Below are 22555 nucleotides of genomic sequence, written 5' to 3' on the forward strand. Positions count from 1 at the left end.
CAATAATGCCCGGATTGGCTAATAATAGGGTGTCATGTGCAAGATAAGTTTGAATATGATGTAAAGTGGTAATGTAAGACTAGCTTATTAACTAAAAAAGCGAGGAAAAAATGGAATTATGAAATTAGGTGCACGGATCTTTAAAACTGGGTTAGCGATCATGTTGGCTCTGTTTTTAGCTGAAATACTTCATTTACCAGCTCCATTGTTTGCTGGGATTGCAGCGATATTTTCAATTCAGCCAACGGTTTATAGATCCTATTTATCAATTATTGAACAGATTCAATCAAATATCATTGGGGCTGTTGTCGCCTTCTTGTTTGTCTATTTTCTGGGGAACAACATATTAGTGATTGGGCTCGCGGCTATTGTCGTGATTGCGATTAATCTAAAATTAAAGACTGACAGTACCATTGGTCTTTCGCTTGTAACCGTCATCGCGATCATGGAAAACCCGGGAAATGAACTATTCTCATACGCGATCCTTCGTTTTTCAACGATTATGGTGGGGGTTGCTTCTTCCTTTGTGATTAATTTGGTATTTCTGCCTCCTAAATATGAAACGAAGCTATACTACCGAATATCTAACACAACTGATGAAATTATCCGCTGGATTCGAATTCAGCCTAGCATGAGTTCTGAACATACCCTTTTAAAAGGAGATATTAAAAAGCTTCAGGAGACGATTGTGAAGATGGATCAGCTTTATCTGCTATTCAAAGAGGAACGCAGCTACTTTAAAAAAACCGCTTTGAGCAAGTACCGTAAATTAGTGATCTACCGCCATATGATTTCATTAAGCAAACTGGCATTAAATATTTTAAAAAGACTGCATCGTTACGAGAATGAACTGCATCAGATGCCTGAAGGGTTTCAGGAAGCGATTCATGAGCATTTGAATACAATGACGGTTTTACACGAGCAGCTGCTTCTTCAATTTTTAGGGAAGGTTCGAACTCCAGAATTATCTGAGAGGCACACTCATCTGAGAAAAGAACTCATGGATCTATTTTTCTTGTATGAAAAATGCATCGATCACGACAACCAGTATCACCTATTCCATATGCTTCAGTTAATTTCCGATGTGATGGAATACGGCGAATATCTGGAGCACTTAGAAAAGCTAATCCATAATTTCCATACCTATCACAAAGAAGAAAACAAACTCAAAATTGCCGAGGAAGAAGAGCTATAATCAAAAAACAAAGGCTTTCCTGATGGTCTGCCCCCCATCAGGAAGCCTTTTTTATATCAGCATACCCTCACTTGCTTTTACACAGGACTCCCTCCATTAATTACCTTCCATTTTAGACATCACCTGCCCACACTTGCCTCTATTGAGCGGAATAGTGTAATGGTGAGGAGGGAGAAAAAAATTGAGACGAGTCATAGATAATTTCCTCTGCTTAATGGTGCCTATGATTCTTTATATGGGACTTATTTTTCTTTCCTTGGAATATCCGCAGGAAAAGGAAAATAGCCAAAGTCCAGGGCACGAACAGCCTGTTACTCAAGAACCTCAGCCAAGCAACCCGGAATCTCACCCCTCGAACCCTGACCCACAGCCTGATGACCAGGATCAGCCTGCCAATTCTGAACCAAAGCCCAGTACACCAGACGTGGTATGGGGTGTTGATTCAGCAAGTCTAACCACTGAGAATCTTCTTGCCTGCGTTAGAGAACATGTTGGACAGCCTAAGGTTTGGGGCAGATATTTAGAAGACAAGGACGATGTGTCATACGGTCTTAAAAAGGAAGAAGTTCAGCTTCTTCTTTCAGAGGGAATCAGTATCCTTCTCATTTATAATCATTTCAATGATGCTCGAGGATATGAAAATGGAAAAAATGAGGCAGCTGGAGCTGTTAAATTAGCTAAAAATCTGGGTGTTCCTCCAGGTGTCGCTCTATTTGCTGACATTGAACCGGGTTACCCGGTAGATGAAGCTTTTATTAGAGGATGGTATGATGGTCTATCAGCTTCCGATTATCATCCTGGTATTTACGGTATTTTTGCTCCAGACAGACAACTTACTTCTGCCTTCGAAAAAGCAAGCAAAGCAAACCCTGCCATAAAATCAGAAACCGTTATTTGGAGCGCTTTTCCTCAGGTAGGAATTACAACTGAACAGGAGGCTCCAGCCTTCCAAGGAGAAGCACCAGAAGGTTCTTTATTGCTTGGCTGGCAGTACGGTATTGAAGCACAATCCTGCAATATTGATACAAACCTTTTTAAAGAAGGCTTGCTCACCTATTTGTGGAACAAATAAAAAGACAAGATCACCTCTTGTCCAAAAAGGGGGTGGATCTTGTCTTTTATTCTTTCATTCTTGGATCAAGCGCATCGCGCAATCCGTCTCCCATCAGGTTAAAGCCGAGTACAGTCAGCATAATCGCAAGCCCTGGAAAAATCATCGTCCACGGAGCATTGTACAAATAGTTGCGCGAATCTGCCAGCATTTTACCCCATTCAGGCTGCGGCGCCTCGGCACCTAATCCTAAGAACCCTAATGCAGCTGCTTCAATAATCGCCGTTGCCACCGCTAACGATCCTTGAATAATGATAGGGGCCATACTATTTGGCAAAATATGCTGAAAGAGAATGCGGCGATTTTTCATGCCGACGGCTTTTGCTGCTACGATATATTCTTCTTGTTTAACACTAAGAACCCTTGAACGTATCAGCCTGCCAAAGTTAGGGATATTGATAATCGCAATGGCAATGAGAGCATTTCGCAATGATGGCCCTAGCACCGTAACAATCCCAATCGCTAACAAGATGCTTGGGAAGGCTAGCAAAATATCAAAAAACCGGGAAATGATCGCATCTACCCATTTTCCATAATATCCGGCTAAAATCCCTAACAAACAGCCTGCGATCATCGAACCCATTACAGCAAAAAATCCAACCCATAGAGAAATCCTCGCCCCATATATAATTCTTGAGAAAATATCGCGTCCAAAATCATCAGTCCCAAACCAATGCTCACTAGATGGAGCGAGCAGCCGCTTAGCGATATCCTGATCATTATATCCTGTAGGAGCAATAACCGGTGCCAGCAAAGCAACCGCTATAAAAAATAAAACGATCACAGTTCCCGCTAACGCCAGTTTATTTTTTATAAATATCTTCCACGCCTCAGTCCATGGGGAGACAGGCTGATCCTTTAATTCTATTAATTTTGCTTCCATTTCTGCACCCCCTAGCGATACTTGATACGAGGATCAATTGCAGCATACAACAGATCCACAATGAGGTTTATGAAGACAAATAGGATAGCGATTATCAGAATGCCAGACTGGACAACAGGGTAATCGCGATAATTGATGGCATCATAAATATAACGTCCTATACCTGGCCAGCTAAAAATCGTTTCGGTTAAAATAGCACCGCCTAATAGCAGCCCTGTCTGTAATCCAATGACTGTCAATACTGGAATCACAGCATTTTTTAATGAATGTTTATAAACCACCCAAAAGGCGGACATTCCTTTCGCCCGTGCCGTCCTGATATAATCAGAATTCATTACTTCAAGCATGGTCGATCGTGTGATACGTGCGATGATCGCCATAGGAATGGTGGCAAGTGCAACACTTGGCAGAATTAAATGTTTCACAACCACCCGGAATTGTTCCGTCTCCCCTTGCAGCAAGGTATCAATCAAATATAGGTGGGTGATTGCTTCAACCGGATTCCGAACCTCTTCTCTGCCCGAGGTTGGAAGCCATTCTAACTGGATTGCGAAAATCCACTGCTCCATTAAACCAAGCCAAAATATCGGCATCGAAACCCCAATCAGGGCCAATACCATCGCCATATAATCAAACCAGGACCGTTTAAACCAGGCACTGATAATTCCTGCATTTACACCAATCACAACCGCAATAAGCATCGCACAGAAGGATAGCTCAAAGGTTGCTGCTAAAAATGGCCAAATCTCCTCTGTAATAGGGCTATTCGTTCGTATAGATGTTCCAAGATCCCCAGAAAATAAACCAGCGACATAAATAAAAAATTGAGTATACCACGGTTCATTCAAGCCTAGCTGCACCCTCATCGAATGGATGGCTTCTTCCGTCGCAGCCTGTCCTAAAATCAGCTGTGCTGGGTCACCGGGAATAGCCCGAATCATCATAAAAACGATAAACAACAATCCAAAGAGAACCGGTACTAACTGAATCAATCTTTTAATGATATAGGCGAACAAATTTTCACCTCATTTCTTCTTTTTGAAGGCTTGGACACTAATTTAATTTGCGTTAGCATGAGTTGAGACGGTAACTGTGAGTTAATTCAGCGCTGCCGAGAGTAAGTTCCTCGCTACCGAGGCTAATCCCGCGCTACCGAGACTAAATCCCGCGCTACCGAGACTAAATCCCGCGCTACCGAGACTAAATCCCGCGCTACCGAGACTAAATCCCGTGCTACCGAGACTAAATCCCGCGCTACCGAGACTAAATCCCGCGCTACCGAGACTAAATCCCGTGCTACCGAGACTAAATCCCGTGCTACCGAGACTAAATCCTGTGCTACCGAGACTAAACACTATGTCTATACAGGGAAGAGGGAGATTTTCGCCTCCCTCTTTTTTGGTTGTCATTATTGTTTGAATGTCACACCAGCTAGGACGTCAGAGCCAGTTGGATGCGGCAAGAAGTTCTCAATTCCCTTTTTGCCGGCTAAAGCTGGTTGAGAGTGTACAAGCGGTACCCAAGGGGCATCTTCATGGATGATTTCTTGAGCTTGCTTGTATAAGGCTTCGCGTGTTGCCGGATCTGTTTCGGATTGGGCCTGGATTAAGATTTCGTGAAGCTGATCATTGGAATAATACGTGTAGTTGTTGCTTCCGATTGAATCTTTATCGAGCAATACATAAAGGAAGTTATCGGCATCTCCGTTATCTCCAGTCCATCCAAGCAGGAATGCATCTGCTTCACCCAGTCTTGCCTTCTCTAAATAGACCCCCCACTCATACGTAACGATTGTTGCCTTAATTCCAACATCAGCAAGGTTAGCCTGAATCGCTTCCGCTACCTTTTGTCCGTTTGGCATGTATGGCCGCGGTACCGGCATTGCCCATAGCTCCATTTCAAAGCCATCTGGATAGCCTGCTTCCTCTAGCAGCTGTTTTGCTTTTTCAGGATCATATTCATAGCCTTGGATTTCGTCATTATACCCTGCAATAACAGGCGGCATTGGATTGACTGCCGGCTGAGCTGCACCTTCAAAAAACGCGTCGATAATCGCTTGCTTATCAATCGCATGGTTAATGGCCTGACGAACAAGCTTGTTATTAAAAGGTTCTCTTGTTGCTGTAAGACCAAGGTAAGCAACGTTCATAGATGGCCGGTTAAATACTTGCAAATCAGGGTTGGCTTCAATTTGCGGCATATCACTGTAGTTCACACCATCGATTAAATCAACCTCTCCTGACATGAGTGCATTCAGACGGGCAGAGTTATCAGGAATCGAGCGGAATATAATGGTCTCAAGCTTTGGAAATTCTGGATCCCAATAGTTTTCATTTTTGACAATCGTAATCCGGTCGTTACGCTTCCATTCCTGGAATATATATGGCCCTGTTCCGACTGGATTTTCGGTAAATTTGTCGCCGTACTCTTCAATAGCTGTTGGGCTTGCAATGGCAAAAGGTGACATGGCAAGGTTTTTAAGGAATGGTGCTAATGGTCTGGTTAGCTTAAATTCAACCGTATAAGGATCAACGGCTGTAACTGTGTCGATAATGCCTCCAAATTGAGAGTTATAGTAATAAAATTGTTCTTTACTGCCCGCTTTCCAGCGTTCAAAGTTGTACACTACCGCATCCGCATTAAAATCAGTGCCGTCGTGGAATTTTACACCTTCTCTTAGCTTAAGAGTGTAGGTTAACCCATCCTCTGACGTAGTCCACTCAGTGGCTAGCCCCGGATAAATTTCAGTGTCTTGCGGTCCAAATTCTACAAGCGTTTCATAAATGTTTTTCGTAACTTTAAAAGACTCACCATCCGTCGCAATTGCCGGATCTAAGGCGACAGAATCACCGCCTCTTCCAAATACGAGCGTATCCATTGCTTCGCCTTCATCAGTGGTTCCCTCATCACCTGTGTCATCATTGTTCGGCTGCTCTGTATCAGGTGCTTCCTCTTCCGGTTCCTCAGCAGTGTTGTTACTGCTGCATGCAGCCAGCACCAGCATGATTATTAATAAAAGACCGAGCCACTTACCCCAACTACTTTTTCTCATTCATGTTCCCCCTTTTTTTACCTAATGGTTAGCCTATCAATCCATATGCTTGTATGAGGCAAAACATTCCTCTTTATTGATACAAATGACATGCGACAAAATGACCTGGCCTGTGTTCTTTAAAAACTGGCAGTGCCTTTGAACAAATATCGATTTTATCCTGACAGCGTGTATGAAATGGGCAGCCGCTTGGGGGATTGGACGGATCCGGAACATCCCCTTTTACCACAATCCGCTCACGGTTCAATTCAGGATCAGGAACCGGGATCGCAGATAACAAGGTCTTCGTATAAGGATGAAGCGGCTCATTGTATAAATCCTCTGTACTGCCAAGTTCCATCATTCTTCCCAGATACATAACCCCGACCCGATCACTGATGTGGCGGACCACTCCTAAATCATGAGAGATAAAAATATAGGTTAAGGCGAATGTATCCTGTAATTCAGTAAGGAGATTTAATACCTGAGACTGGATTGAAACATCTAGCGCTGACACTGGCTCATCGGCAATAATCAATTTTGGCCTTGTCATTAAAGCACGGGCAATCCCAATTCGCTGTCTTTGTCCTCCGCTAAACTGGTGCGGATATCTTTTCGCATGGTACGGGCTTAGGCCGACCACCTCTAGCATCTCAAGTACTCTCTGCTTTCTCTCTTTTGCATCTGTTACCCCGTGTACGATTAGTGGCTCTTCCAAAATTTTTTGAACCGAATGGCGCGGATTTAATGAAGCAAACGGATCCTGAAAAATCATTTGCATATGTTTCCGCATTTTTCTCATATCATCGGGTTTCAATTTAGTCAGATTCGTATCTTCAAACCAAATACTGCCCTGATCCGGTTCAATTAAGCGCAGCAGCATTCTCCCTGTTGTTGATTTTCCGCAGCCGCTTTCTCCAACAAGTCCAAAGGTCTCTCCTTTTTTTAATGAAAAACTAATATCCTGAACGGCTTTGACCTCTCCAATCTTTCTGCCAAAGATTCCGCCAGTAATCGGAAAAGCCTTTTGAATTCCTTCTACTTTTAAAAGGGTTGAACTCATTTGTCATCCCTCCCTTCTTCAGCTAAAAAGCAGCGAACCTGATGGCCATCCCCAATTTTGTATAAAGACGGATCCTCGTCCTTACAACGTTCCATTGCATGAGGACAACGTGCATAAAAGCGGCAGCCCTTTTTGATCGAACCAGGCTTAGGCACCTGGCCAGGAATCGAATACAGCTTTTCCTTTTTCCGCCTGATATCTGGGATTGACTGAAGCAGCCCTATCGTATAGGGATGTTTCGGATTTTTAAAAATCTCGGAAACAGTGGCCTCTTCGACAACTTGTCCAGCGTACATTACCATGACACGTTGGCAAACCTCCGCTACTACCCCCAAATCATGCGTGATTAACATAATCGCCGTTCCTAATTGTTTATTAAGCTGTTTCATTAAATCTAGAATCTGCGCCTGAATCGTTACGTCTAATGCGGTAGTGGGTTCATCTGCAATCAGGAGCCGCGGCTTGCACGACAAAGCCATCGCAATCATAACCCTCTGCCGCATCCCGCCTGATAGCTGGTGCGGATATTCCTTCATCAGCTCTTCCGCTCTGGGCAGACCAACAAGCTTTAACATATCTACCGCCCGTTTTTCGGCTTCGTTTTTCGAAACCTTTTCATGAATTCGAATCCCTTCGACCAATTGGTTCCCTATTGTAAAAAGGGGATTTAAGGACGTCATCGGTTCCTGAAAAATCATGGCGATTTCATTTCCGCGGATTTTACGCATCTGCCTTTCCGATGCCTTCACAATGTTCTCATCTTCCATCCATATTTCCCCGCTCACGATTTTACCGGGCGGCGAAGGGATAAGCTTCATGATTGATAAGGAAGTTACACTTTTACCGCACCCAGACTCCCCCACAATGCCTAAAACTTCACCCTTATTCACATAAAAAGAAACATCATCCACGGCCGGAATTTCTCCATCCGCCGTAAAAAAAGAAGTCCGTAAATGATTCACTTTCAAGACTGGTTGCTCTGTCACAAATCCACCTCTTTCAGAAAGCTATTGATTATTAGCTATCCTATGATGGACAAGCGTAAAAAAGACTACCTATTTAATAGAAAAGTATAATGTGAAAGTTTAGAAGGGAAGAATTGAAGGGGGGAGTATGTGTAGGTTGGCTTGTGGATCAAATTCGGATGGTTCTATCGGTCAAATATTGATTTTATCGGTCATTTTGGGATTCTATCAGTCAAAAATTCTTCCTATCAGTCAAATCCGGCACTTTATCGGTCATTTTTGGCATTCTATCAGTCAAACTCGACGTTCTATCAGTCAAATCGTCCTTCTATGGGTCAAATTCACTTTCTATCAGTCAAATTCACTTTTTATCAGTCAAATAATCATTCTATCAGTCAAAATCGTATTTTATCGGTCAATTTTTCATTGTATCGGTCAAATCCAAATTTTATCGCGAGCTTACTGATGGATTGTACCGGTCTAGACCGTATTCTCTCAAAAAAAAGAAGCCGCAATCCAAATAGATTGCAGCTTATACATTGCTCATTTTGAAACAGAAGAACCGTCCCTCTGTGTCCCTCTGTTTCTTATTCAATGGTTACATCATCGATCATATAGATTTCTGCTGGGCTCATCCAGAAGCCTTTTACGTTTTTCCCTGTTACGGCTAGTGATTCGTCATTGCGGAGGAAGATGGCTGGTGCATCTTCTAATTCAATTGCTTGTGCCTCTGCGTAAATGGCTAATCGCTTATCTGGATCTGACTCTTGGCGACCGCGGTTAATCAGTTCATCAACGGTTGGGTTACTATAGAAAGAACGGTTTCCTGGATTTCCTCTCGCATCGGAATGGAATAAGAAATATTGGTTATAATCCGCATCCCCCGTCATGTTAGACCAACCTAGGATGAACATATCATGTTCACCGTTCGCTGTTGCCTCTAGATATGCACCCCATTCTACCACTTTCACTTCAACGTCAATCCCAATTCCTTTTAACTGGGATTGAACGACTTCTGCCACATCCATACGTTCCTTGTTATCATTTGTCCAAATCGTCGTTTTAAAGCCATCTGCGTATCCAGCTTCTGCAAGCAATTCTTTTGCTTTCTCAACGTTATATTCGTAGCCTTTCAGATCCGGATTATGCCCCCATACGCCAGGACCCATTGGACCTGTTGCCACTGTACCCACATTATTGAATACTCCTTCGACAATGGCTTCTGTGTCGATAGCGTAACTAATTGCTTGTCTTACACGAGGATCATTAAATGGTTCCTTTTGCGTGTTAAATCCAATGTAGTCAATCCCAAGGGCATCTGTACGAAGCAGCTTCATTGAGTCACTGGCTTCGATTCTTTCAATTTCAGTTACTGGAACTGGATTAGCGATATGTGCTTCACCCGTTTCAACCATTGCAATTCTAGTAGAGTCTTCCGGTACTACCTTGAATGTAACAGTCTCGACATTTGGTTTTTCTCCCCAATATTCATCATTGCGGACTAGCTTAATTTCTTGCCCTGGCTTCCAGCTGTCAAATTTGAATGGACCCGTACCAACTGGATTTTGCCCAACTTTTTCTCCAGAATCTATTAAAGCAGGACTTATAATACCTGCTGCATAGTGTGATAAATTAGCTAGCAAAGGCGCAAAAGGATAGGCAGTCTTCAACTGTATCTTATGGTCATCAATTACATTCACTTCTGTGATCATTTCGAATAAGTTTTTACGAGGTGAAGCGGTTTCCTCTGCCTGAACCCGTTCAATCGTCTTTTTAACAGCATCTGCCGTAAATTCGGTTCCGTCGTGGAATTTAACACCTTCCCTCAATGTAAATTCCCAAGTTGTATCATCAATTTGCTCCCATTCTGTAGCTAATGCAGGCTGAATTTCCATATTTTCATCCTGTCGAACCAGCCCTTCGAAAATTTTACCATGATATACGTTAGCCGAAGGGATATCCGTTCCCAAATGTGGATCCAGTTGTGTAGCATCAGATAATACTGCGATGATTAGGTCCCCAGAATTCCCTGAATTATTACTATCTGATTCTCCTAATGCCCCAGGGTCTTGATTTCCTGTACAAGCTGATAAGAGTAAAGAGATGATAATTGCCAGACATAACCCTAACCAAGTTTGTTTTCTTTTCATTTCAATATCACTCTCCTTTTATTTAATTGATCTATTAGACCTCAATATGGGTCGGTAATACTTGAAGTTCTTTTGTCGATTTGGTCAAGTTTCGGTGTCCATCTTTAGTAATAACGACAAGGTCTTCGATACGGACACCCCCGAACCCAGGAATGTAAATACCTGGTTCCACCGTGATTACCATTCCCTCTTGGAGAACCGTGTGATCTGTTGAACGCATTCCTGGCTTTTCATGAATCGCTAGTCCAAGCGAATGCCCCAGACTATGGCCAAAGTTATCTCCATAACCCGCCTCCCTAATAATGGAGCGTCCTATTTCATCCATTTCACTGCAAGTTTTTCCCGGACCAATATGCTTTAGCGATTCTTCTTGTGCTCTCAACACTATATCATAGATCTCCTGCTGCTTTTGGCTTGGCGGACCGATTACAACTGTTCTTGTAAAGTCTGAGTAATAACCGTCCACAATGGCACCATAATCCATTTTTACAAAATCCCCAACTTCTACGATGCGTTCCGTTGCTTGTCCATGTGGTAAGCATGATCTGGGACCTGACGCAATCACATGATTCGGTTTAATTTTTTGTGCTCCCAGCTTTCTCATAGTGATTTCAAGCTCTAAGCCAATTTCTTTTTCTGATACACCTGGCCGGATAAATCCTAATATGTGATTGAACGCTTCATCGCATATTTCAATTGCTCTCTGGATTGATGCGATTTCTCTTTCATCCTTAATCATGCGGATGTCGTATACAGCTGGTGAAGCATTGACTAGTTTAGCATTTGGCAGCCTTGATTGTATTTCTAAATAAATCTCTGCTGGAAGTGAGTCAAGTTCAACTCCGATTGTAATGGCTTTATTGGAAGGAAAATAGTGGCATACCATTTCAATCATGTTTTGCTGATGCTGGACAACCTCATATCCTTTAGCTTGCTCTCTCGCCTGATCGGTGTAGCGGAAATCAGTAAAAAGGGTTTCTGAATCTTTTTGAATAAGAACCGCTCCGCTCGAACCCTGGAAACCGGAAAAGTAATAACGATTTTCGCCAGATATAAGTATGACTCCCTCCCATCCATATTCGTCCATCTTTTTCTTCAATTTTGATACTCGATGTTCCATTGGTGTGACTCCCCTTTTCAAGCCCATTTCTGATGAGTTGTGTTCATTATAGTTAATTTATGAGGGCAATGTTTTCAATTTCATGTCGTAAATTTACATAAATTTTACTTAATCTAAATATTCAGACAAAAAATGACGAATTTTTGATAACTTAAGGACAACAAGATGACAGAGGAGGGAATAAATGTGAGCAGTCTAGTAAACACAGAAAAATCAAGTGCTATATCTATAAAGCCAGCAAAAAAACAAAAGCCGTGGCTGGAGTTGGGCAAGGCACTCTTGCATAATAAAATGTCACTCATTGGCGGCTTCATAATTGTTATTTATCTGGTCATGGCTTTGCTGGCACCAGTTATTGCACCTTATGATCCTTATGAAATTGATTTGGTAAATAAATTAGAAGCTCCATCTTCCGAGCACATCATGGGAACAGATGATAAAGGAAGAGATATATTTAGCCGAATTCTTTATGGCTCCCAGCTTTCTCTTTCCGTAGGTGTTGTATCGGTATTAATCGGAGCCTTTTTTGGGATTATTTTGGGAATCGTGTCGGGTTACTATGGCAAATGGATTGACACCATTATTATGAGAGTTATTGATGTCCTTCTTGCCTTTCCCGGAATCCTATTAGCGCTTGCGATTGTTAGTGCGCTAGGTCCCAGCTTAATCAATGTCATGGTTGCAGTTGGGGTCTTTTCAATCCCTACTTTTGCGAGGATTGTGAGAGGTTCGACACTAGCAGCTAAAAAAATGGAGTACATCGACGCCATTAAAGTATTAGGAGCAAGCGACGCAAAAATTATTTTCGTTCATATATTGCCGAATATTTTATCACCTATTATCGTACAAGGCACTTTACGTCTGGCCACAGCGATTCTCTCCGCTGCTGGATTATCCTTCCTAGGGATGGGCGCACAGCCTCCATCAGCGGAATGGGGAGCCATGCTGAGTGATGGGCGCGACTTTTTATGGACTGCCCCTCATATCGCCTTGTTCCCTGGTTTAGCGATTGCGATTATCGTGTTAGCTTTCAACCTATTCGGAGATGGTTTGCGCGATGCATTAGATCCTAGGATGAAACAGTAAAGGAGGAACCCATAAATGTTTGTTTTTATCATAAGACGATTATTACAAATGATACCCGTCCTCCTTGGCGTCACTTTTGTCGTATTTTTAATTATGCAAATGGTGCCTGGTGATGCGGCTATGCTTGTTGCAGGTGAAGGAGCATCAGATGAACAAGTTGAGGCTATTCGAGAAGAACTCGGTTTAAATAGACCTTTGATTATTCAATATATTGACTATGTAGGCAGCGTGCTTCAAGGAGACTTAGGAACTTCGATTCGAACAGACCGCCCGGTTTTAGATGAAATTATGGTCCGACTTCCGATTACGATTGAGCTTGCCTTTTGGAGTATAGTAATCACAATCGCATTAGGTGTTTTTGCAGGAGTGATTGCAGCAACAAAACAAAATAGTTTTTCTGATGTAGGGCTTATGATTGTTTCCCTTATCGGAGTATCCCTGCCAAACTTCTGGTTAGGTCTGATGTTAATTATTTACTTCTCAGTAGAGCTTGGCTGGTTCCCAGTGGCAGGATGGGGATCTTTCGCACATGTCATATTACCTGCCTTAACTCTTGGAACCGGCGGAGCAGCAATTGTCGCCAGAATGACCCGTTCCAGTATGCTTGAAGTCATTCGTCAGGACTATATTCGAACTGCTAAAGCAAAAGGAATCCGGCAACGCATGATTATTTATAAACATGCTTTAAAAAATGCCTTGATTCCAGTCATTACAGTTGTAGGATTACAATTCGGCGCTCTCCTAGGCGGAACCGTTCTTACCGAATCCGTGTTTGCCATAAATGGAGTTGGACGTTTAATCATTGATGCGATCCGAATGAGAGACCTTCCACTTGTTCAAGGTTCAATTTTATTCGTTTCGGTAATATTTGTCATCGTCAATATGGTTGTTGATATTTCTTATCGTATGTTAAACAAACGTGTTGATTTGAACTAATGAGAGGAGAGGAAAATCTCATGAACCATTATAAAAAAGAAACTATACTTGAAGTCAGAGATTTACAAACCCACTTCTTCTCGAAAAGGGGAGTGATTAAAGCTGTAGATGGTGTCGATTTCGAAGTGGTCAAAGGCGAAACACTGGGTATTGTTGGAGAATCAGGCTGTGGGAAAAGTATAACCTCCCTCTCCATCATGAGATTGATTCCGCAGCCGCCAGGAAAAATCGTGGCAGGAGAAATTAATTTTAAAGGTCAAAATCTTCTCCAAATTACAGAAGAACAAATGAGGAAGATTCGAGGAAATAAAATTTCGATGATCTTTCAAGAACCTATGACATCCTTAAACCCAGTGTTTAGTGTTGGGGAACAAATTGCAGAGGTTTTCCGCACTCATCAGAAGATTGGAAAAAAAGCTGCTTGGGACAAGGCCATAGAAATGCTGAAATTAGTTGGCATTCCTTCCCCGGAAAAACGTGCAAGCCAAGAGCCTCATGAACTGAGCGGCGGAATAAGGCAACGGGTCATGATTGCAATGGCTCTTGCTTGCAATCCAGAGCTTTTAATTGCAGATGAGCCAACAACTGCATTAGATGTTACCATTCAAGCCCAAATTTTAGAGCTTTTAAAAAAGCTCCAAAAAGAACTAGGAACAGCTGTTATTATGATTACCCACGATATGGGAGTTGTCGCTGAAACCTGTGACAAAGTAGCGGTTATGTATGCAGGAAAAATTGTTGAATATACCGATGTTGACACCTTATTTGAAGATCCAAAACACCCTTATACGGTTGGACTATTAAAAAGTATTCCGCGTTCTGACCGAGATGTGGAAGAATTAGAGGCAATTCCGGGAAGTGTACCGAGTCCACACGACTTGCCAGCTGGCTGCAGCTTCTCTCCAAGATGCCCGTTTGCAACAGATTTATGCAAAAACGAGCAGCCGGAACTGATTGAAAATCACAGTGGTGACAAGATTCGCTGCTGGATGTATACCGATCGTTGGGCACATGCAACAACTGAGGAGGTAGCCAGTAATGTCCGTGATTAAGTTAAAGAAAGAACCAATTTTAAAAATCCAAGACCTCCAGCAATACTTCCCGATAAAAGGCGGAATTCTGGGTCGTACGGTTAATTACGTTAAAGCAGTTGATGGAGTAAGCTTCAGTATAAATGCCGGGGAAACAGTAAGTATCGTGGGTGAATCCGGATGTGGAAAATCTACAACGGGAAGGGCTATTCTCAGATTGGACGAACCTACAGGCGGACAGGTTATCTTCCAAGATAAAGATTTACTTTCCTTACCTAAACGGGAATTACGTTCTGTCAGAAAAGATTTACAGGTAATTTTTCAGGATCCTTATGCATCACTGAATCCCCGCAGAACCATATGGCAAACGTTAGAGGAAGCAATGGGAATCTTAAACGTCGTGCCAAAAAAGGACCGAAAGAAACGAGCCATAGAACTGCTTGAGCAGGTAGGGCTTCGGGAAGAGCATTTAGACCGTTATCCTCACGAATTTAGCGGGGGGCAAAGGCAAAGAATTGGGATTGCCCGTGCTTTAGCAGTCGAACCTAAGCTTATTATTTGTGACGAAGCTGTTTCTGCACTCGATGTTTCGGTTCAGGCACAAGTGTTAAATCTATTAAAGAAACTGCAAAAAGAATACGACTTAACCTATTTATTTATTTCGCATGATTTAGGTGTGGTTCGTCATATTTCTGATCGTATTATTGTGATGTATTTAGGTAAAATCGTAGAAATTGCCAATAAAAAAGATCTATTTAATAATCCTATGCATCCATATACACAAGCTTTATTATCAGCTATCCCGGAACCAGACAGAAAGAAAAAGAAGGAAAGAATTATCTTAAAAGGAGATGTTCCTTCTCCTATTAACCCGCCAAAAGGATGTCGATTCCATACAAGGTGTCCCCTTGCTACGGATCACTGCATTCAAGTAGAACCTAAATTAATAACTTTTGAAAGTAATCACGCTGTAGCTTGTCATTATGCTGATAAAATCCTATAAACGGTATTCATACAGAAAAAGGCGGTTCCCCCTAGCCGCCTTTTTTGTTTTGTTGTCCTCATATTGGTTAAAAATACCCACCCCGATGAATATGTCGAAATTTAGCGAATGTGATATAATATTATAAATTTTCTGCAAGGATTTGATGAAGATGCTCCTGAACTACAACACCTTTTCAATATTTGTTATTCTCGCTATCTTTGCACCATTGGCAGGGACCATTGCCTTGCTCGTTGTGTTGGCATTTGAGAAACAAATAGATGGCCTAACCTTTCAAAAACAGCAAGTTCAAATGGAAAAGGAACTGCAGGAAAGTGAGTATATGCAATTAAATCAGCAAATTCAGCCCCATTTCCTATTTAATACTATGAATTTAATGCTAGGGCTCGCCCGGTTAGATCGGAAGGAAAAGCTTATTCAAGTAATGGAAGCATTCTCTCATTATCTTAAATTTAAATATCAAGTCAGAGAACATCTAATTCCGCTTAATAAAGAGTGGGAGTATACTCAATCTTACATTCATATACAAAAAATCCGATTCCAAAACCGGCTTAGAGTTGATATGATATTAAATCCTGATGCTAATCAAGTCCTAGTTCCGCCTTATTTAATTCAGACCTTAGTGGAAAACGCTTTTAAGCATGGCCTGGAAAAAAAGCCGGGCGACCTGTATCTGAAGCTGCAAGCGGATTTAATCAATGATCAAGTCACCATCATTGTCACAGATAATGGGATTGGTATTGGCGATCTGTCGAAAAAAGATCTTTTTCAAAAAGGCCATGGTCTTCCAAACATTCACAGAAGATTAAAATTGCTATATGATCAATCGTCACTAGACATAAAAAGGGGCAGTTCGGGAGGTACAAAAGTTTCAATTGTCCTTCCCAAAATGCTTGAAGATGAGGAGGAGCCGAGCAATGAACATTCTATGCGTGGATGATGAACCAATCGTGTTAGAACAGCTAGAACATATTTTACAGCCTGTCTTTCCCTTCTTAAACTTTTTCTTTGCAAATGACAGCAGCCAAGCTATTTCTATAAGCAAAGAAAACCACTTCCATTTAGCCATTGTAGATATTGAAATGCCAGGAAAATCCGGTCTTGAATTGGTTCGTGACTTAAAAGAAAATCAGGAAAACCTGCCTGTTGTTATTTTATCGGCTCATCAGGATTTCCACTTGGCCAAAACCTCGATTCATCTCGGAGTTGCTGAATATCTGACAAAACCAATTTTTGAAGATGAATTAAAAGAAACGGTCAGCCGCTTCACTTCAGAAATTTATAAACAGGGATATTCAAAACTGATCAATGAAACTTTATCCGTTATTGAAGTATTTTATGAACAGCGGCTCTCTCTGCAAGAAGTGGCATCTAAAGTTCACGTAAGCCCTGCCTATTTAAGCAGAAGATTTAGTGAAGAAGTGGGTACTTCTCTGACTGATTATATTAATCAATACCGGCTGGAAAAGGCAAAGCTGCTCCTTTTAACTACTGATGAAACGATTTCTTCGATTGCGGAGAGAACTGGTTTCAATAGTCTTCATTACTTCTCAACCCAGTTTAAAAAGAAAGAAAATATGACACCTAAAGAATTTCGCGAAAGGAATCGAAGAATGTGAGTACATTTACTGCAACTAGAATTAATACGCTTGGTTACGGCCTTTTTACCATATTACTAATCTCCAGATGGACTACAGGAAATGCATTTTTTACGGTACCCGAATCTCTGCTTCAATTCGGTTTCACGGGAGGCTTAGTGTTTGCGTTTGCTGGTTGCTTAGCCTTTTTAGCGATGATTCCTTTTTCAAAAAAGCTTAGGAATGAATCTAAAAACCAAGAGCTGCTTCCGGTACTGGAACAAAGATTATCGGATTCAGCACTTGTTTGGACAAAACGGATGATGAGCTTAGGCATTTATTTTGGCATGATTAGTATCGGACTAGCGGTAAGTGTATTATTAAATGCAGTCTTTTATATACCTTTCCAAATTGGGTTTGCTGTTTTCTTTATTTGTGGCTGGTTCATCGTATTCCTTGGAAATTTAGAGTGGTTCACAAAATTTAATGTGATGAAAGTTGGATTACTTTTATTAGTAATGGTTATGATTCTGATCCACTCTTATTTATTTGAAGGAACTGAACCTGTCTATAATGGTATCCGATTATATCACCCCTATTTATTTTTTATTGAAAATGACCGGATCCTGCCATTATTGGCTTCAGTATGGTTAATCATGCTCGGGAATATGATAATGGATGTGAAGATGTGGGGAGTTCTGCTAAAAGCAAATCGGGATAAACTTCATCGCGGTTTATGGGTAACCGGCTTAGTCTGGAGTACCATACCGTTTGGATTTTCTATGATTGTTTTGGCCTCCATTTATCAAGGCGGATTCGATTCCATTTATACCGTATTTGAAAAAATGTTTCACAGATATGAAAGCTGGCCGATTTCGATTGTTTTATTTTGTGTATTCTTTATCATTTTATTTGATACGTTTTGGACCCAAGTCAGATCACTGCAAGCGTTAAATGGTTCTCCCTTTCCGAAAAAACCTGCGCTAATTGTCTTACTGCTAGCAATATTTATTATTGTTTTACCCGCTATTATTTATTTTCAATCTATAACGTTATTAGAATTATTTTTTATTACAGGTGTATTTTTTGCTGCCGCGATTCCATTTTTCGGTGCACTAATTTGGAAGAAATTAAAGATTGGAATGGAAGGTCCGCTTGTAGTTGGATGTGCTACTATTATAGGCTGGATTTGTTATTGGCTCAGATTAGATTATATAAGTGTCATCATTGCCAGTCTGTTTTCTGCAGGACTAATTGCTGGAATATTATACTTTCGCAGAAAACAGCTATCATAAACTAAAAACTACAGCCGAAAATGACTGTAGTTCTTAGTTTATTCCCTTTTTCGCTCAAAATGGGAGTCAGTTTCGCTATGCTTAATTCGCATCTAGCTGCTGAACCTGGAACAGGTCGTAGTAGTGGCCTTTTTTCGCCATTAATTCAGAATGGGTTCCCATCTCGGTAATTTGGCCATGTTCGATGTGAACAATTCGATCCGCATGTGTGATCGTTGAAAGGCGATGGGCCACGATAAAGGTGGTTCGGTCACGTGCCAATTTGTCTAAAGCCTCCTGAATGAGGTGCTCGCTTTCTAAGTCAAGTGCCGACGTAGCCTCATCTAAAATAAGGATAGGCGGGTTTTTCAGAAAGACCCGGGCAATCGCAATCCTTTGCCTTTGTCCTCCAGATAGCTTAACACCTCTTTCTCCGACTGTCGTGTCGTAGCCTTTTGGCAGATTCATAATGAATTCATGAGCATTGGCTGCTTTGGCTGCTCTGATTACCTCTTCTTCTGTTGCATCCGGTTTTCCGAGCAGGATGTTGGTTTTGACGGATTCACTAAATAAAATGTTGTCCTGTAAAACCATCCCTATTTTATCGCGCAAACTTCGGACTTTGAATGTACGGATGTCTGTTCCATCTAATAAAATTTCCCCTTCAGTCACATCGTAGAAACGCGGAATTAAACTGATTAAGGACGACTTTCCTCCGCCACTCATTCCTACAAGGGCGACTGTTTCTCCAGGCTGGATATCCAGATTGAGGTTTTTCAAAATTTTTTCCTCGTCCCGGTCATAGGCAAAGCTGACATTCTTAAACGTAATATTGCCTTTGACCCCTTTACATTCAACCGCTCCAGGAAGATCATCCACATCATATTTTTCATCAATAAACTCAAAAACACGGTCCATCGAGGCAATTGCCTGGGTTAACGTCGTGGAGGAATTGACCAGTCTTCTTAAAGGGCTGTATAAGCGGTCAATATAAGCAATGAACGCCATCATTTCCCCTAGAGATAAATCCTGTTGGATGACTTCATAGCCTGCAAAAGCAATTACGAGTAATGGAGCTACATCCGTTATCGTGTTCACCACTGCAAATGCCTTCGCATTCCAGCTGGTATGATCAAGTGCTTTTTGAAGGAAATTCTGGTTTTGTTTCTGAAACTGTTCCTGCTCAAAATCCTCGATGGCAAAGCTTTTAATTACAGAAATGCCCTGAACCCGCTCATGCAGATAGCTTTGTACCTCCGCTAAGGCTTGAGACCGAACTCTTGTTAAGCTTCTAAGGCGTCCGAAAAAGTATTTGACTGAAATCGCATAAAACGGAAAAAGAATCAGAGAAACGATAGTTAATTGAATATCCATGGTAAACATAATCGCTACCGCAATAAGGATGGTTGCAATATCAAGCCATAAGTTCATTAAGCCTGTAATAACAAAGTTCTTGGTCTGCTCTACATCATTGATCACACGGGATATCACTTCGCCAGCCTTGGTATTGGAGTAATACTTTAAGCTTAATCTTTGAATATGTTCAAAAAGGCGGTCACGGATATCATATAAAATTTTACTTCCGGTCCATTGCGCAAAATATTGACGATAGTATTCAATCGGCGGTCTGATGACTAAAAAGACAACAAAAGTGACGCCCATAATCCAAAGCAGCTGTTCCAGCTTTTCGTCTGTCGCTAATGCTTGATTCCCGACTATATCGTCGACCACGTATTTAATTAGGATTGGAATCAGCAGCGGAATCGCGAATTTGATGATTCCAATGATTAATGTTGCAATAATTTGCAGGCGATAGGGCCTGACAAATGCCATATAACGTCTAATACTATCCAATGGTATGTCCCCCATTATCTATTTATCTCTTTATCATTTTCCGAATTTAGCTTGGATTTACTAACAAAATTTAAAAAACCTGTTGATCTCAACAGGTTTGCTTATCCTACTTTAAATAGAACAAGTATCTCTCATACCATTCGTCAATAAAATCTGGAGCAAAAGGGCCTTTTCTCTGACGAATCCATCTGACTAATTTTTCTACATTTCTTTTCAAAATGTGATCAATGACTTCGGGGTATTCCATGTTGCGTCGATGCAGCTCGTATTCATCTTCGTCTAAAAGCGTATAGGTCATGTCAGGAAAAACTTTAATATCCAGGTCGTAATCTATGTATTTTAAGGCTTCTTGATCGTATGCAAAAGGAGAACTTAAATTACAGTAATAATAAATGCCATCTTCCCGAATCATCCCAATAATGTTGAACCAATGCTGTGCATGAAAATAACATATCGCAGGTTCTCGAGTTACCCACGTTCTTCCGTCTGATTCCGTTACCGTAGTTCGATCATTGCCGCCGATCACAAGATTGCTTGTCCCTTTTAGAACCGTCGTTTCTTCCCAGACACGGTGAAGGAGCCCGTTATGCTTATAGCTTTGGATTTGCATTTTTTCGCCTTCACGAGGAACTGCCATGGGTGTCCCTTCTTTCTTTACAAAAACGATACATCATGTATTATCAACCGTCCAATCTGAGTTCATTGAAAGTTGCCGTTCTTTTCTACTTATTATAACGGTAATTAGTAAAATTTAAAACAAGCACGTATATAAAAGAAAAAAGAGCCAATAATATGACTCTACACGGAGACTTCCTTTTGACTCTCAACTTGATAGGTTAGAATGACTTCTTTTGTTTGGTCTTCAAAGGTTTGATGGATTTTTTTCAGCTCTTCTCGCATGTTCTCTATCTCATGCTGAATACTGACCAAACGAGTTTCTTCTTGTAATCGGATCAGTTCTGCTTCAATTCTTTGGCACCGTTCCAGTTCAGATTGTAAAAATAAAAGTTGTTCCATTGTTTTCATTTGTTCTTGGACAAGCTTCTCAAACATTCCCATTTTTTCACTCTCTCCTTATACCAATGGTTCTAGTTAAAATAATTCGTGTCCGACAGCATATTCCCTTTGACTAGTTCTGTAACATTATCCCTGCTTTTGTCGAATATTAACAGCAAGAAGAAAGCGTCTCATCGATGGGTTGAGACGCTTTCTTTAAGGGTTACTACTGTTGTTGGTTCTGAGCTCCAGTAGTACTTTGTGCTTTTTTAGCTTGAGATTGTTGGTTTTGTTGTCTTACTTGTTGAGCATTAGTTTCGCTAGCAAATTCAGTTCCGAATTGTCCGCCAGCTGCTGATGCTGCATTTTGTTTTCTTACTTGAGCAGCATTAGTTTTTGAAGCTTGTCCTTGTTGTTGGTTTTGGTTTTGGCCCACTGTAATCACCTCCACAAGTCTTAATGTAACCACTTGTGAAGGAAATATCCGATTTTTTAGTGGAAATCCTTGGGAATATCATTATAACATCAGTGAGCGTCCGCCATCCACAATAATCGTTTGTCCCCGGATCATTTCTGCTCGGTCAGACAATAAAAAGGAAACCGTGTTCACGATATCTGAAAGCTCGACCATCCTTCCCGCTGGTGTATTCTTTACCGCATCGGCGAGTAATTCCTCGCGATTCGGGAAGTGTTTTAAGGCATCTGTATCAATGGCACCGCCAGATACAGCATTCACCCAAACATTTTTTGATGCCAATTCTACCGCTAAATAACGAGTAAGTGCCTCTAACGCAGCTTTGGAAACACCGACCACCGTATAATTCTCCAAATAGCGGATCGAGCCGAGAGAACTGATACTTACGATTTTTCCGCCGCCTACCTTCTCCATCCGTTTTGCTGCTTCTTGTGCACAGAATAATAAGGCTTTTGTGTTAATGTTCATCGTCCAATCCCAATGATTTTCTTCAAGCTCCATGATTGGTCTTTGTACCCCAGAAGCCGCATTGCTGACGAGGACATCTAATCTGCCATATACTTCATCAATTTCTTCAAACATTGCTTTAATTTTTTCAGGATCCCCTACATTCGCGCGGACAATATGTGCCTTTTGCCCAAGCTCTTCAATTCTTTCCGCTGTTTCCAGTGCTCCTTTTTTGCTTCTTGCATAGTTAATCACTAAATCATATCCTTGTTTGGCCAGATCAATTGCGATTGCTCTGCCGAGTCCGCGGCTAGAACCCGTGACTAATGCTACTTTGTTGCTCATCTATACTTCCTCC

Annotated in this window: 21 protein-coding genes; 9 read left to right on the forward strand and 12 right to left on the reverse strand. The window is 41.4% G+C overall.

The annotated features are described in order from the left end of the window. Positions 1–118 precede the first annotated feature (118 nt). Together MLE14_RS16015 and MLE14_RS16020 are read left to right on the forward strand one after the other, a co-directional pair. Complete coding sequence (locus MLE14_RS16015) at positions 119–1195, forward strand: FUSC family protein (protein ID WP_243299424.1); 1077 nt, start codon at positions 119–121, stop codon at positions 1193–1195. Positions 1196–1376: 181 nt separating this feature from the next. Further along, positions 1377–2267 carry a glycoside hydrolase domain-containing protein gene (locus MLE14_RS16020; protein ID WP_243299425.1) on the forward strand — a complete coding sequence of 297 codons (891 nt, stop codon included), beginning with the start codon at positions 1377–1379 and terminating at the stop codon, positions 2265–2267. 46 nt (positions 2268–2313) lie between these two features. Here MLE14_RS16020 and MLE14_RS16025 read toward each other — a convergent pair whose 3' ends face one another. The 7 genes from MLE14_RS16025 to MLE14_RS16055 all read right to left on the reverse strand — a co-directional run bounded on the left by MLE14_RS16025 (position 2314) and on the right by MLE14_RS16055 (position 11518). Further along, positions 2314–3189, reverse strand: a complete 876-nt coding sequence (locus tag MLE14_RS16025; RefSeq protein WP_243299426.1) for an ABC transporter permease — start codon at positions 3187–3189, stop codon at positions 2314–2316. 11 nt (positions 3190–3200) lie between these two features. Beyond that, a complete protein-coding gene (locus MLE14_RS16030) occupies positions 3201–4193 on the reverse strand; it encodes an ABC transporter permease (protein WP_390629039.1) in 993 nt (330 codons plus the stop codon). 404 nt (positions 4194–4597) lie between these two features. Beyond that, positions 4598–6241: an ABC transporter substrate-binding protein gene (locus MLE14_RS16035; protein ID WP_243299428.1), complete on the reverse strand. Its 1644-nt coding sequence runs from the start codon at positions 6239–6241 to the stop codon at positions 4598–4600. 73 nt (positions 6242–6314) lie between these two features. After that, positions 6315–7283 carry an ABC transporter ATP-binding protein gene (locus MLE14_RS16040; protein ID WP_243299429.1) on the reverse strand — a complete coding sequence of 323 codons (969 nt, stop codon included), beginning with the start codon at positions 7281–7283 and terminating at the stop codon, positions 6315–6317. Continuing rightward, positions 7280–8269 (reverse strand): ABC transporter ATP-binding protein, encoded by a 990-nt coding sequence (locus MLE14_RS16045; protein ID WP_243299430.1) that lies wholly within the window; start codon positions 8267–8269, stop codon positions 7280–7282. The genes MLE14_RS16040 and MLE14_RS16045 overlap by 4 nt, the downstream gene beginning before the upstream one ends. 566 nt (positions 8270–8835) lie before the next feature. Beyond that, on the reverse strand, positions 8836–10398 hold the full coding sequence (locus MLE14_RS16050; protein ID WP_243299431.1) for a glutathione ABC transporter substrate-binding protein: 1563 nt from the start codon (positions 10396–10398) through the stop codon (positions 8836–8838). 34 nt (positions 10399–10432) lie between these two features. Next, on the reverse strand, positions 10433–11518 hold the full coding sequence (locus MLE14_RS16055; protein WP_243299432.1) for a M24 family metallopeptidase: 1086 nt from the start codon (positions 11516–11518) through the stop codon (positions 10433–10435). Positions 11519–11683: 165 nt separating this feature from the next. Between MLE14_RS16055 and nikC the strand changes: the two genes are divergently transcribed. The 7 genes from nikC (at position 11684) to MLE14_RS16090 (ending at position 18446) form a co-directional block, all read left to right on the forward strand. Continuing rightward, on the forward strand, positions 11684–12604 hold the full coding sequence (nikC, locus tag MLE14_RS16060; RefSeq protein ID WP_279326862.1) for a nickel transporter permease: 921 nt from the start codon (positions 11684–11686) through the stop codon (positions 12602–12604). 15 nt (positions 12605–12619) lie between these two features. Further along, positions 12620–13540 (forward strand): nickel ABC transporter permease, encoded by a 921-nt coding sequence (gene nikB, locus MLE14_RS16065; protein ID WP_243299434.1) that lies wholly within the window; start codon positions 12620–12622, stop codon positions 13538–13540. A gap of 20 nt (positions 13541–13560) precedes the next feature. Continuing rightward, positions 13561–14592: an ABC transporter ATP-binding protein gene (locus tag MLE14_RS16070; protein ID WP_243299435.1), complete on the forward strand. Its 1032-nt coding sequence runs from the start codon at positions 13561–13563 to the stop codon at positions 14590–14592. Beyond that, entirely contained in the window at positions 14579–15574 is a 996-nt protein-coding gene (locus MLE14_RS16075; RefSeq protein WP_243299436.1) for an ABC transporter ATP-binding protein, read from the forward strand. The genes MLE14_RS16070 and MLE14_RS16075 overlap by 14 nt, the downstream gene beginning before the upstream one ends. Positions 15575–15719: 145 nt before the next feature. Beyond that, positions 15720–16514 carry a sensor histidine kinase gene (locus tag MLE14_RS16080; protein ID WP_243299437.1) on the forward strand — a complete coding sequence of 265 codons (795 nt, stop codon included), beginning with the start codon at positions 15720–15722 and terminating at the stop codon, positions 16512–16514. Beyond that, entirely contained in the window at positions 16492–17193 is a 702-nt protein-coding gene (locus MLE14_RS16085) for a helix-turn-helix domain-containing protein (RefSeq protein WP_243299438.1), read from the forward strand. Before MLE14_RS16080 ends, MLE14_RS16085 begins: the two co-directional genes overlap by 23 nt. Next, a complete protein-coding gene (locus MLE14_RS16090; RefSeq protein WP_243299439.1) occupies positions 17190–18446 on the forward strand; it encodes a hypothetical protein in 1257 nt (418 codons plus the stop codon). The genes MLE14_RS16085 and MLE14_RS16090 overlap by 4 nt, the downstream gene beginning before the upstream one ends. A gap of 81 nt (positions 18447–18527) precedes the next feature. Here MLE14_RS16090 and MLE14_RS16095 read toward each other — a convergent pair whose 3' ends face one another. The 5 genes from MLE14_RS16095 to fabL form a co-directional block, all read right to left on the reverse strand. Continuing rightward, entirely contained in the window at positions 18528–20279 is a 1752-nt protein-coding gene (locus MLE14_RS16095) for an ABC transporter ATP-binding protein (RefSeq protein WP_279326863.1), read from the reverse strand. Between the two features lie 106 nt (positions 20280–20385). Next, the gene (gene ntdP / locus MLE14_RS16100; protein WP_243299441.1) at positions 20386–20916 is read right to left on the reverse strand and encodes a nucleoside tri-diphosphate phosphatase; all 531 of its coding nucleotides are present in this window, start codon (positions 20914–20916) and stop codon (positions 20386–20388) included. A 161-nt stretch (positions 20917–21077) separates the two neighbouring features. Next, on the reverse strand, positions 21078–21338 hold the full coding sequence (locus MLE14_RS16105; RefSeq protein WP_243299442.1) for a YgaB family protein: 261 nt from the start codon (positions 21336–21338) through the stop codon (positions 21078–21080). Positions 21339–21501: 163 nt separating this feature from the next. After that, positions 21502–21711 carry a gamma-type small acid-soluble spore protein gene (locus MLE14_RS16110; protein WP_243299443.1) on the reverse strand — a complete coding sequence of 70 codons (210 nt, stop codon included), beginning with the start codon at positions 21709–21711 and terminating at the stop codon, positions 21502–21504. Positions 21712–21792: 81 nt separating this feature from the next. Continuing rightward, positions 21793–22542: an enoyl-[acyl-carrier-protein] reductase FabL gene (gene fabL, locus MLE14_RS16115; protein ID WP_243299444.1), complete on the reverse strand. Its 750-nt coding sequence runs from the start codon at positions 22540–22542 to the stop codon at positions 21793–21795. Between the last annotated feature and the right edge of the window lie 13 nt (positions 22543–22555).

The sequence above is a fragment of the Bacillus litorisediminis genome, assembly GCF_022808645.1.
GTDB lineage: Bacteria > Bacillota > Bacilli > Bacillales > JC228 > Bacillus_BF > Bacillus_BF litorisediminis.